This window comes from Paenarthrobacter sp. E2MeOHC11, from assembly GCF_058744955.1.
The window spans coordinates 2,026,861-2,039,893 of the sequence record NZ_CP196673.1 but is presented as its reverse complement, the minus strand read 5'-3'; the positions used below and the strand labels follow the sequence as shown (position 1 = coordinate 2,039,893).

3 protein-coding genes and 5 rRNA genes are annotated in these 13,033 nt (G+C 57.5%); 5 read left to right on the top strand and 3 right to left on the bottom strand.

Annotated features, from left to right (window positions below; genetic code table 11):
• Positions 1 to 102: 102 nt before the first annotated feature.
• Together ACSSVG_RS09435 and rrf (ACSSVG_RS09430) are read left to right on the top strand one after the other, a co-directional pair.
• Positions 103 to 3,247: ribosomal RNA gene (locus ACSSVG_RS09435) — 23S ribosomal RNA — on the top strand.
• A gap of 145 nt (positions 3,248 to 3,392) precedes the next feature.
• A 5S ribosomal RNA gene (gene rrf / locus ACSSVG_RS09430) occupies positions 3,393 to 3,509 on the top strand.
• Positions 3,510 to 3,909: 400 nt separating this feature from the next.
• On the opposite strand, the gene ACSSVG_RS09425 is transcribed toward rrf (ACSSVG_RS09430), so the two are convergent.
• Both ACSSVG_RS09425 and ACSSVG_RS09420 read right to left on the bottom strand, forming a co-directional pair.
• Entirely contained in the window at positions 3,910 to 5,307 is a 1,398-nt protein-coding gene (locus tag ACSSVG_RS09425) for an HNH endonuclease (RefSeq protein WP_492418588.1), read from the bottom strand.
• A 189-nt stretch (positions 5,308 to 5,496) separates the two neighbouring features.
• On the bottom strand, positions 5,497 to 6,081 hold the full coding sequence (locus tag ACSSVG_RS09420; RefSeq protein ID WP_253465522.1) for an HhH-GPD-type base excision DNA repair protein: 585 nt from the start codon (positions 6,079 to 6,081) through the stop codon (positions 5,497 to 5,499).
• Between the two features lie 515 nt (positions 6,082 to 6,596).
• Here ACSSVG_RS09420 and ACSSVG_RS09415 point away from each other — a divergent pair.
• The 3 genes from ACSSVG_RS09415 (at position 6,597) to rrf (ACSSVG_RS09405) (ending at position 12,071) form a co-directional block, all read left to right on the top strand.
• Positions 6,597 to 8,116: ribosomal RNA gene (locus ACSSVG_RS09415) — 16S ribosomal RNA — on the top strand.
• 550 nt (positions 8,117 to 8,666) lie between these two features.
• A 23S ribosomal RNA gene (locus ACSSVG_RS09410) occupies positions 8,667 to 11,811 on the top strand.
• 143 nt (positions 11,812 to 11,954) lie between these two features.
• Positions 11,955 to 12,071 (top strand): 5S ribosomal RNA (rrf, locus tag ACSSVG_RS09405).
• The 16S, 23S and 5S rRNA genes sit together here, the layout of an rRNA operon.
• 46 nt (positions 12,072 to 12,117) lie before the next feature.
• Here the strand turns inward: rrf (ACSSVG_RS09405) and ACSSVG_RS09400 are convergent.
• On the bottom strand, positions 12,118 to 12,981 hold the full coding sequence (locus tag ACSSVG_RS09400; protein ID WP_231339713.1) for a LysR substrate-binding domain-containing protein: 864 nt from the start codon (positions 12,979 to 12,981) through the stop codon (positions 12,118 to 12,120).
• Positions 12,982 to 13,033 lie beyond the last annotated feature (52 nt).

Here is a 13,033-nt window from a genome sequence, read left to right as displayed (position 1 = left end):
ATCCTTTTGGGGGTTGGTGTGTGTGTTCTTACAGCAATTTCTTATGAATGAACCTGGCCCTTGTGGTCGTGGTTCTCTCGAGTAAGTTTTTGATCTTTGTGTGGTCAAGTTTTTAAGGGCACACGGTGGATGCCTTGGCATTAGGAGCCGAAGAAGGACGTAGGAATCTGCGATAAGCCTGGGGGAGTTGATAACCGAGCGTTGATCCCAGGATGTCCGAATGGGGAAACCCCGCACAACGCTGTCATGGTGATTGTGTGACCCGCATCTGAACACATAGGGTGCGTGGGGGGAACGCGGGGAAGTGAAACATCTCAGTACCCGCAGGAAGAGAAAACAAGAGTGATTCCGTTAGTAGTGGCGAGCGAACGCGGATGAGGCTAAACCGTTCCATGTGTGATAGCCGGCGGGCGTTGCATGGGCGGGGTTGTGGGACTTTCCGTTTTGGTTCTGCCGGACCAATGGGGTGAGAGCATGAGCATAGGTGAACGGTCTTGAAAGGCCGGCCAGAGAGGGTGTGAGCCCCGTAACCGTAATGTTGTGTGCCGCCTGGAGAGGATCCCAAGTAGCACGGGGCCCGAGAAATCCCGTGCGAATCTGTCAGGACCACCTGATAAGCCTAAATACTTCCTAATGACCGATAGCGGACCAGTACCGTGAGGGAAAGGTGAAAAGTACCCCGGGAGGGGAGTGAAACAGTACCTGAAACCGTGTGCTTACAATCCGTCGGAGCCAGTCTGATTCTGGTGACGGCGTGCCTTTTGAAGAATGAGCCTGCGAGTTAGTGTTACGTCGCGAGGTTAACCCGTGTGGGGTAGCCGTAGCGAAAGCGAGTCTGAATAGGGCGAGTGTAGTGGCGTGATCTAGACCCGAAGCGGAGTGATCTACCCATGGCCAGGTTGAAGCGACGGTAAGACGTCGTGGAGGACCGAACCCACTTCAGTTGAAAATGGAGGGGATGAGCTGTGGGTAGGGGTGAAAGGCCAATCAAACTCCGTGATAGCTGGTTCTCCCCGAAATGCATTTAGGTGCAGCGTTGCGTGTTTCTTGCCGGAGGTAGAGCTACTGGATGGCCGATGGGCCCTACAAGGTTACTGACGTCAGCCAAACTCCGAATGCCGGTAAGTGAGAGCGCAGCAGTGAGACTGTGGGGGATAAGCTTCATAGTCGAGAGGGAAACAGCCCAGACCACCAACTAAGGCCCCTAAGCGTGTGCTAAGTGGGAAAGGATGTGGAGTTGCGAAGACAACCAGGAGGTTGGCTTAGAAGCAGCCATCCTTGAAAGAGTGCGTAATAGCTCACTGGTCAAGTGATTCCGCGCCGACAATGTAGCGGGGCTCAAGTACACCGCCGAAGTTGTGGATTTCACACATTGCCCTAGCCTTCGTGGTTCAGGGGTGTGGAGTGGTAGGGGAGCGTCGTGTGGGCAGTGAAGTCGCGGTGGAAACCAGCGGTGGAGCCTACACGAGTGAGAATGCAGGCATGAGTAGCGAAAGACGGGTGAGAAACCCGTCCGCCGAATGATCAAGGGTTCCAGGGTCAAGCTAATCTGCCCTGGGTAAGTCGGGACCTAAGGCGAGGCCGACAGGCGTAGTCGATGGACAACGGGTTGATATTCCCGTACCGGCGAAAAACCGCCCATGCCAAGCGGGGGATACTAACCGCCCGGAGCCTGCCCGCTCACCCTTGTGGTGTTGTGGGTTTTGGCCGAGCGCGGGACCTGATCCCGGGAGGTAAGCGTATTAACAGGTGTGACGCAGGAAGGTAGCCGGGCCGGGCGATGGTTGCCCCGGTCTAAGGATGTAGGGTCAGGGATAGGCAAATCCGTTCCTGTGTGTTTCGAGCACAATCCTGAGATCTGATGGGACTCCCGTTTGGGGGGATCCGGTGATCCTATGCTGCCAAGAAAAGCATCGACGCGAGGTTTTAGCCGCCCGTACCCCAAACCGACACAGGTGATCAGGTAGAGAATACCAAGGCGATCGAGAGAATTATGGTTAAGGAACTCGGCAAAATGCCCCCGTAACTTCGGGAGAAGGGGGGCCTGCCCCGTGATGGAGACTTGCTCTCCGTGAGCGGGTGTGGGCCGCAGAGACCAGGGGGAAGCGACTGTTTACTAAAAACACAGGTCCGTGCGAAGTCGCAAGACGATGTATACGGACTGACTCCTGCCCGGTGCTGGAAGGTTAAGAGGACCGGTTAGCCACTTGTGGCGAAGCTGAGAATTTAAGCCCCAGTAAACGGCGGTGGTAACTATAACCATCCTAAGGTAGCGAAATTCCTTGTCGGGTAAGTTCCGACCTGCACGAATGGAGTAACGACTTCCCCGCTGTCTCAACCATAAACTCGGCGAAATTGCAGTACGAGTAAAGATGCTCGTTACGCGCAGCAGGACGGAAAGACCCCGAGACCTTTACTATAGTTTGGTATTGGTGTTCGGAGTGGCTTGTGTAGGATAGGTGGGAGACGTTGAAACCCGGACGCCAGTTCGGGTGGAGTCATCGTTGAAATACCACTCTGGTCACTTTGGACATCTAACTTCGGCCCGTGATCCGGGTCAGGGACAGTGCCTGATGGGTAGTTTAACTGGGGCGGTTGCCTCCTAAAAAGTAACGGAGGCGCCCAAAGGTTCCCTCAGCCTGGTTGGCAATCAGGTGTCGAGTGTAAGTGCACAAGGGAGCTTGACTGTGAGAGAGACATCTCAAGCAGGGACGAAAGTCGGGACTAGTGATCCGGCGGTACATTGTGGAATGGCCGTCGCTCAACGGATAAAAGGTACCTCGGGGATAACAGGCTGATCTTGCCCAAGAGTCCATATCGACGGCATGGTTTGGCACCTCGATGTCGGCTCGTCGCATCCTGGGGCTGGAGTAGGTCCCAAGGGTTGGGCTGTTCGCCCATTAAAGCGGTACGCGAGCTGGGTTTAGAACGTCGTGAGACAGTTCGGTCCCTATCCGCTGCGCGCGCAGGAAATTTGAGAAGGGCTGTCCTTAGTACGAGAGGACCGGGACGGACGAACCTCTGGTGTGTCAGTTGTACTGCCAAGTGCATCGCTGATTAGCTACGTTCGGATGGGATAACCGCTGAAAGCATCTAAGCGGGAAGCTCGCTTCAAGATGAGATTTCCATACACATTTATGTGTGAGAGGCCCCCAGCCAGACCACTGGGTTGATAGGCCGGATGTGGAAGCGAGGACTAAAGACTCGTGAAGCTGACCGGTACTAATAGGCCAACAACTTACACCACACAACACACTGCACGCGTCCACTATGTGGTTCCCGAACAACAACCCGCTTGTTCCAGGAACAAAAACACAACAAAATAACAACACCACAGTTGTAACCACACTTCCCACCCACCCCACCACCGGGGTGCGGACGGGTAACAAAGTTACGGCGGTCATAGCGTGGGGGAAACGCCCGGTCCCATTCCGAACCCGGAAGCTAAGACCCACAGCGCCGATGGTACTGCACCCGGGAGGGTGTGGGAGAGTAGGACACCGCCGGACAACCATTAAGGTCGAGACCCCCCAACCCATCACCGGGTCGGGGGGTCTCCCACTTTAACCACCAACACACCACGTTGGCAGCGATAGTGCTTCCATGCGGGTGTCTGTCTATCCGACGTTGGCATTTCGTCGCCAGCAAAGGGCCTTCACTAAGTGGAGGCCCTTTTGTCGTTAACCGCGAATTCTGGTCAACCGCGAACGGTGCCTGGCGCCCTGTCCAGCGGAACCCGTGGCTGCCCAAGTATCCCTCCGCGGCATTACCATTTCGCTCTTCGCCGGAACCTTCGTCTGGTGCGTACCAGCGGGTTGGGCCGCCTCGGGGTCCCGGGAAGGGCACGCTCACGGTTTCCGCCGGAGGTTCCGGAGGGGATGGTGCCAACAGGGCCGGTATAGCTATCTATCAGCCCGGCATCGGCGGGGCTTTGGAGCGGTAGGCGTGTCCCGTGGGCGTGCGGATTTCCAGGGTGTGGATGTCCCCGTTGATGGTGTTGGCGCTCCAGCCGGGGTTTTCTTTGGTGTGGTTGCAGGCTTCGCAGAGTCCGGCCCCGTTGGCCAGGGTGGTGGTGCCGCCGGCGTGCCAGGGCACGATGTGGTCGATGTGGCGGATGGGCGCGTCGCAGTAGGGGGTGCGGCAGGTGTCATCGCGGGTTTCGATGAAGCGTCTGAGTCGTGGTGGGAAGAGTCTGGCTTTGGAATCCATGGTCAGGAGATCTCCTGTGGCCGGTGCAGTGTAGAGCCGGCGGACCCAGACCTGGAGCTCAGGATTCCGCGGAGAACCGGAGTCGCTGCCAGCCGCGGGATCCTGCCCCGCTGGAATCTCCCTGCCTGCGCCGCCTGCACCGCCTGCGCCGACCAGTTTCCGGGCCCACCCTGCTGGGACGATTCCGTAGCCCTTCACGCGTGCGGGTTCGGCATCGCCCTGGAAGAGGGTTCGGTCGGTCATGACGAGGTCCAGGTTGATCCCTGAGATCCCTCCCGGCGTGCCGGTGATGCGCTCGACGAGGGTGTCGGCCATGACCTGGCGCCGGTTCCGGGGATCACCGGCCGAACGGGCAGAATCAGCCCGACGCGTGAGCGCGGCATAGACCGCGACCCCTTGCGCGACGGGCAGCAGCGCGGTCAGGTACGTCATGGTGTCCGGCGCTGGACGCAGACTCACGGTCCGCTCGGTGACAGCGTGGGAGGCACGCTTCACCACCGACCGCGGATCACGCCGGTACGCGGCCGCTTTCGCCGCGGCAATGATCGCTTGATCCCCAACGCCGTCGAAAGTTCCGGTGTCGGGGGCGAGTTCTTCATCCACCGCGCACCTGTCCTCCACCGACAGGCACGCCGTTTCCCTGACCAGCAGCGTCGCCCGCCACTCATTCAACTGGCCCGTGTTCAACGCGGCCAAGGTTCGTGGCATCTCCATGACCAGGGCTTTGGCCATCCCCAGGAGTCGGGAGCCACGATTCGGGGACTCCCGCCGAGCCAACGCCACCTGCGCCCCAACACCCTTACCCCGCTCGGACACGGGCACACCAGCCTCTGCCTGCTCCTGCCGCTGGGTCAGATCCAACGCCACCGCGATCCTCGCCTGCAAAGCAACGATCGCCGACTTTAGGTCTTCCAGATCACGTAACTGGTCAATCAGCCCGTTGCTGTCCCAGGCGGGCTGGAGGGAGGTCACGGCGGTTTTGAGATCCTTCACCAAGCCACCGCGGGGCTGTGGGCGGCGACCGGATGCGACACGTGTAGCAGCGGTGGGCGCGGCTGTGACCGCACTGTTCCCGCGCCTTTCCCGAATCCGCTCCATGAACCTACTCTTCCCCTCAGGCTGCGGAGCCCATAAGGCCCCAACCTCCGTATGTGGAAACCAGGCTCTATATGGAAATCAGGCAAGCTTCGGCAAGCGGTCGCCTTCTGCCAGGTTCGCCCTTTGGCATGAGGAGGTCACCCGCTCTACGTGCCGCGAGGGCACTCGGGAATGAAGCGCTTGGCGGAACTAGGCGCTTGGCGACTTTGCAGCTTTGGCGGCCGCCTTGGCCGCCTGCTTGCTGGCGCGTACCTTGACCAGGGAATCCGCGTCCACAATATCGGCGACAGATAGGTAGGAGCCCTCAACGCCGTAATGCCCGGCGGCTTCCCGCCATCCCTGCGCTTGCAGGTTGCACTGTTTCCCCAAGAGGGCCAGGAAGATCTTGGCTTTCTGTTCGCCGAAGCCAGGCAGGGACTTGAGCCGACGCAGCACCTCTGGGCCGTCGGGGGTTCCATTGGTCCAGATGGCAGCAGCGTCTCCATCCCAATCATTGTGGACCGTCTCCGCGAGGGCTTGGACTCTACCGGCCATGGAACCCGGGAATCGGTGGACCGCCGGCCGCTCCTTGAAGACTTCCACGAAGCTGGCGGGATCTTGTTCTGCGATCATGCCCGGATCCAGGGAACCAAGACGGGTGCGGATCTTCTCCGGACCGGCAAAGGCCGACTCCATGGTGACTTGTTGGTCGAGCAGCATGCCCGTCAACAACGCAAAGGCGTCGTCGCTGAGCAGCTGGTCCGCGGCGGCATCTCCTGTGATGTGCAGTTCCATGAGTCCAATCCTCCCACCCTGCCGCTCCCTCGTCATTCGGTAACGCCCCCGGCCACTTCATTCAGTACCTGCTGTGCTGGCTTCACGATCACGTACGACGGCGTGCTGTCGCTTGGTTTTGGGGTGGCGTGGGGTGGGGGTTTGGGGTGGATTTGCGTTGGGGGTTGGGGGCGTGTATTGTTTTCTGAGTCGCCGGGTGCGAAACGGAAAGCCGGAAGGTGTGTACGGTTCGGTAGGCGGCCAAAAATAACTCTTCTTTTCCAATGGCCTTTGTTGGTGTGCTGCTTTTGTGGTGTGCTGTGGGGTGATGTTTTGGGGGGTCTGTTGTTTGAGAACTCAATAGTGTGCCAAGTTTGTTGATACCGATTGTTTTATTGATTGGTTGAAATTTATGCCAGTTCTGTCATGCACCCCCGTGTGTGGTGGGCTGGTTTTCAGCTGGTTTCGAATTTTGTGCAGCCGTGTTCGCCGTTATTTCCGGTGGGTGTGGTTGTGTCTGTTTGATTTGTTTTACTTCAACGGAGAGTTTGATCCTGGCTCAGGATGAACGCTGGCGGCGTGCTTAACACATGCAAGTCGAACGATGATCCCAGCTTGCTGGGGGATTAGTGGCGAACGGGTGAGTAACACGTGAGTAACCTGCCCTTGACTCTGGGATAAGCCTGGGAAACTGGGTCTAATACCGGATATGACTCCTCATCGCATGGTGGGGGGTGGAAAGCTTTTGTGGTTTTGGATGGACTCGCGGCCTATCAGCTTGTTGGTGGGGTAATGGCCTACCAAGGCGACGACGGGTAGCCGGCCTGAGAGGGTGACCGGCCACACTGGGACTGAGACACGGCCCAGACTCCTACGGGAGGCAGCAGTGGGGAATATTGCACAATGGGCGCAAGCCTGATGCAGCGACGCCGCGTGAGGGATGACGGCCTTCGGGTTGTAAACCTCTTTCAGTAGGGAAGAAGCGAAAGTGACGGTACCTGCAGAAGAAGCGCCGGCTAACTACGTGCCAGCAGCCGCGGTAATACGTAGGGCGCAAGCGTTATCCGGAATTATTGGGCGTAAAGAGCTCGTAGGCGGTTTGTCGCGTCTGCTGTGAAAGACCGGGGCTCAACTCCGGTTCTGCAGTGGGTACGGGCAGACTAGAGTGATGTAGGGGAGACTGGAATTCCTGGTGTAGCGGTGAAATGCGCAGATATCAGGAGGAACACCGATGGCGAAGGCAGGTCTCTGGGCATTAACTGACGCTGAGGAGCGAAAGCATGGGGAGCGAACAGGATTAGATACCCTGGTAGTCCATGCCGTAAACGTTGGGCACTAGGTGTGGGGGACATTCCACGTTTTCCGCGCCGTAGCTAACGCATTAAGTGCCCCGCCTGGGGAGTACGGCCGCAAGGCTAAAACTCAAAGGAATTGACGGGGGCCCGCACAAGCGGCGGAGCATGCGGATTAATTCGATGCAACGCGAAGAACCTTACCAAGGCTTGACATGAACCGGTAATACCTGGAAACAGGTGCCCCGCTTGCGGTCGGTTTACAGGTGGTGCATGGTTGTCGTCAGCTCGTGTCGTGAGATGTTGGGTTAAGTCCCGCAACGAGCGCAACCCTCGTTCTATGTTGCCAGCGCGTTATGGCGGGGACTCATAGGAGACTGCCGGGGTCAACTCGGAGGAAGGTGGGGACGACGTCAAATCATCATGCCCCTTATGTCTTGGGCTTCACGCATGCTACAATGGCCGGTACAAAGGGTTGCGATACTGTGAGGTGGAGCTAATCCCAAAAAGCCGGTCTCAGTTCGGATTGGGGTCTGCAACTCGACCCCATGAAGTCGGAGTCGCTAGTAATCGCAGATCAGCAACGCTGCGGTGAATACGTTCCCGGGCCTTGTACACACCGCCCGTCAAGTCACGAAAGTTGGTAACACCCGAAGCCGGTGGCCTAACCCTTGTGGGGGGAGCCGTCGAAGGTGGGACCGGCGATTGGGACTAAGTCGTAACAAGGTAGCCGTACCGGAAGGTGCGGCTGGATCACCTCCTTTCTAAGGAGCTGCTTGCAACTGGTTGCTGTGCCTGCATGGGTGTGGTGGTGGTTGTCAGTGTTGCCCATTGCGCAGGCGTCTGTTCTGCGGTGGGTGCTCATGGGTGGAATATCAACGAATCAAACTTGTTTGGCATGGCCTTTACCGGTTGTGTCCTGGTGCCAGTACGGCGACCTGTGCCTCTTTGGGGTGTGGTGTTGTTTGGAACGTGGCCGGGGCGTGCGGTTTGTGGGGGTTGTGTTTGGCGCACTGTTGGGTCCTGAGGCAACAGGACCTTTTTGCAGCAATGCAGGGGGGCACTTCTGGTGTTTCTTTTGTTCCTGCTTCCGGTACTGCTGGTCACTGTTTTCAGCCCTGTGTGGGTTGTGGTGGGTGGTGGTCTGGTTGATGGGGTTGTTGTTTGAGAACTACATAGTGGACGCGAGCATCTAGAGCACGCACGTGGCTGATCCTTTTGGGGGTTGGTGTGTGTGTTCTTACAGCAATTTCTTATGAATGAACCTGGCCCTTGTGGTCGTGGTTCTCTCGAGTAAGTTTTTGATCTTTGTGTGGTCAAGTTTTTAAGGGCACACGGTGGATGCCTTGGCATTAGGAGCCGAAGAAGGACGTAGGAATCTGCGATAAGCCTGGGGGAGTTGATAACCGAGCGTTGATCCCAGGATGTCCGAATGGGGAAACCCCGCACAACGCTGTCATGGTGATTGTGTGACCCGCATCTGAACACATAGGGTGCGTGGGGGGAACGCGGGGAAGTGAAACATCTCAGTACCCGCAGGAAGAGAAAACAAGAGTGATTCCGTTAGTAGTGGCGAGCGAACGCGGATGAGGCTAAACCGTTCCATGTGTGATAGCCGGCGGGCGTTGCATGGGCGGGGTTGTGGGACTTTCCGTTTTGGTTCTGCCGGACCAATGGGGTGAGAGCATGAGCATAGGTGAACGGTCTTGAAAGGCCGGCCAGAGAGGGTGTGAGCCCCGTAACCGTAATGTTGTGTGCCGCCTGGAGAGGATCCCAAGTAGCACGGGGCCCGAGAAATCCCGTGCGAATCTGTCAGGACCACCTGATAAGCCTAAATACTTCCTAATGACCGATAGCGGACCAGTACCGTGAGGGAAAGGTGAAAAGTACCCCGGGAGGGGAGTGAAACAGTACCTGAAACCGTGTGCTTACAATCCGTCGGAGCCAGTCTGATTCTGGTGACGGCGTGCCTTTTGAAGAATGAGCCTGCGAGTTAGTGTTACGTCGCGAGGTTAACCCGTGTGGGGTAGCCGTAGCGAAAGCGAGTCTGAATAGGGCGAGTGTAGTGGCGTGATCTAGACCCGAAGCGGAGTGATCTACCCATGGCCAGGTTGAAGCGACGGTAAGACGTCGTGGAGGACCGAACCCACTTCAGTTGAAAATGGAGGGGATGAGCTGTGGGTAGGGGTGAAAGGCCAATCAAACTCCGTGATAGCTGGTTCTCCCCGAAATGCATTTAGGTGCAGCGTTGCGTGTTTCTTGCCGGAGGTAGAGCTACTGGATGGCCGATGGGCCCTACAAGGTTACTGACGTCAGCCAAACTCCGAATGCCGGTAAGTGAGAGCGCAGCAGTGAGACTGTGGGGGATAAGCTTCATAGTCGAGAGGGAAACAGCCCAGACCACCAACTAAGGCCCCTAAGCGTGTGCTAAGTGGGAAAGGATGTGGAGTTGCGAAGACAACCAGGAGGTTGGCTTAGAAGCAGCCATCCTTGAAAGAGTGCGTAATAGCTCACTGGTCAAGTGATTCCGCGCCGACAATGTAGCGGGGCTCAAGTACACCGCCGAAGTTGTGGATTTCACACATTGCCCTAGCCTTCGTGGTTCAGGGGTGTGGAGTGGTAGGGGAGCGTCGTGTGGGCAGTGAAGTCGCGGTGGAAACCAGCGGTGGAGCCTACACGAGTGAGAATGCAGGCATGAGTAGCGAAAGACGGGTGAGAAACCCGTCCGCCGAATGATCAAGGGTTCCAGGGTCAAGCTAATCTGCCCTGGGTAAGTCGGGACCTAAGGCGAGGCCGACAGGCGTAGTCGATGGACAACGGGTTGATATTCCCGTACCGGCGAAAAACCGCCCATGCCAAGCGGGGGATACTAACCGCCCGGAGCCTGCCCGCTCACCCTTGTGGTGTTGTGGGTTTTGGCCGAGCGCGGGACCTGATCCCGGGAGGTAAGCGTATTAACAGGTGTGACGCAGGAAGGTAGCCGGGCCGGGCGATGGTTGCCCCGGTCTAAGGATGTAGGGTCAGGGATAGGCAAATCCGTTCCTGTGTGTTTCGAGCACAATCCTGAGATCTGATGGGACTCCCGTTTGGGGGGATCCGGTGATCCTATGCTGCCAAGAAAAGCATCGACGCGAGGTTTTAGCCGCCCGTACCCCAAACCGACACAGGTGATCAGGTAGAGAATACCAAGGCGATCGAGAGAATTATGGTTAAGGAACTCGGCAAAATGCCCCCGTAACTTCGGGAGAAGGGGGGCCTGCCCCGTGATGGAGACTTGCTCTCCGTGAGCGGGTGTGGGCCGCAGAGACCAGGGGGAAGCGACTGTTTACTAAAAACACAGGTCCGTGCGAAGTCGCAAGACGATGTATACGGACTGACTCCTGCCCGGTGCTGGAAGGTTAAGAGGACCGGTTAGCCACTTGTGGCGAAGCTGAGAATTTAAGCCCCAGTAAACGGCGGTGGTAACTATAACCATCCTAAGGTAGCGAAATTCCTTGTCGGGTAAGTTCCGACCTGCACGAATGGAGTAACGACTTCCCCGCTGTCTCAACCATAAACTCGGCGAAATTGCAGTACGAGTAAAGATGCTCGTTACGCGCAGCAGGACGGAAAGACCCCGAGACCTTTACTATAGTTTGGTATTGGTGTTCGGAGTGGCTTGTGTAGGATAGGTGGGAGACGTTGAAACCCGGACGCCAGTTCGGGTGGAGTCATCGTTGAAATACCACTCTGGTCACTTTGGACATCTAACTTCGGCCCGTGATCCGGGTCAGGGACAGTGCCTGATGGGTAGTTTAACTGGGGCGGTTGCCTCCTAAAAAGTAACGGAGGCGCCCAAAGGTTCCCTCAGCCTGGTTGGCAATCAGGTGTCGAGTGTAAGTGCACAAGGGAGCTTGACTGTGAGAGAGACATCTCAAGCAGGGACGAAAGTCGGGACTAGTGATCCGGCGGTACATTGTGGAATGGCCGTCGCTCAACGGATAAAAGGTACCTCGGGGATAACAGGCTGATCTTGCCCAAGAGTCCATATCGACGGCATGGTTTGGCACCTCGATGTCGGCTCGTCGCATCCTGGGGCTGGAGTAGGTCCCAAGGGTTGGGCTGTTCGCCCATTAAAGCGGTACGCGAGCTGGGTTTAGAACGTCGTGAGACAGTTCGGTCCCTATCCGCTGCGCGCGCAGGAAATTTGAGAAGGGCTGTCCTTAGTACGAGAGGACCGGGACGGACGAACCTCTGGTGTGTCAGTTGTACTGCCAAGTGCATCGCTGATTAGCTACGTTCGGATGGGATAACCGCTGAAAGCATCTAAGCGGGAAGCTCGCTTCAAGATGAGATTTCCATACACATTTATGTGTGAGAGGCCCCCAGCCAGACCACTGGGTTGATAGGCCGGATGTGGAAGCGAGGACTAAAGACTCGTGAAGCTGACCGGTACTAATAGGCCAACAACTTACACCACACAACACACTGCACGCGTCCACTATGTGGTTCCCGAACAACAACCCGCTTGTTCCAGGAACAAAAACACAACAAAATAACAACACCACAGTTGTAACCACACTTCCCACCCACCCCACCCGGGGTGCGGACGGGTAACAAAGTTACGGCGGTCATAGCGTGGGGGAAACGCCCGGTCCCATTCCGAACCCGGAAGCTAAGACCCACAGCGCCGATGGTACTGCACCCGGGAGGGTGTGGGAGAGTAGGACACCGCCGGACAACCATTAAGAAGAGCCCCGACCACGACGGTCGGGGCTCTTCACATTTAACCACCCACACACCCCAACACAGCGTCCACTACATGGCTTCGTTGATTATCTGCCCGATAGACCAGATACTCCGTGATGGGCGGTATCCGATCGCCGAAGTCGAGCAGGACCAGGCGGGGATCATCGTTGAATTCGTCCTCGGCGATCACGCCAACGCCGAGGCCGGCGATCACCGCAGCATGGACTGCTTCCCTGCTGTCCGTTTCAAGGAGCTCGGTGGGCTTGAGGTGAGCTGCCTGGAGCGCGGTCTCGATGGACCTCCGGGTGATCGAGCCGGGCTCGCGGATGATCAACGGGTGATGTACCAAATCACGGAGCTTGATCACTTTGGCTCCAGCCAGGGCATGGTCGTGCCGTACGAACGCTACAAGGTCCTGGGTGCCCAGGGTGCGGCCGATCAGGTCCGGGTGGGGTGTTTCGTCCGCGATGATGCCGACGTCCACCGTGCCGGCCAATACTCGTTTGCGTATCTCTGCGGAGTTGCCGCTGACGAGTTGGATGCTGACGCCGGGATTCCGGCGTCGGAACGCGCTGAGGACACCCACTGCGTTGATAGGTGCATCGGTGCCGAACCGCAGTTCTCCTTGCATCACCTGACGAGCTTTGGCCAGTACCGCTTCGGCTTCCATTTCCGCTGCAAACAGCTTGGACGTGACTGCGAACAGTTTTTGCCCCAACACTGTCAGTTCCACGGAACGTCCGGCCCGCTGCAACAGACGTACCTCGTGCTGCCCCTCCAAGAGGCGGACCTGCTCTGAAAGGGTCGGTTGGCTGACGCCTGCCGATGCGGCCGCTGCCACATAACTTCCATGTGTAGCGACGTAGTGGAACGCCCGGAGATGTGTCAGATTCATAGGCATGACCTAAGTCTGCTATAGATGTCAACGGTCGTTTCAATACGTAGCTGACTAA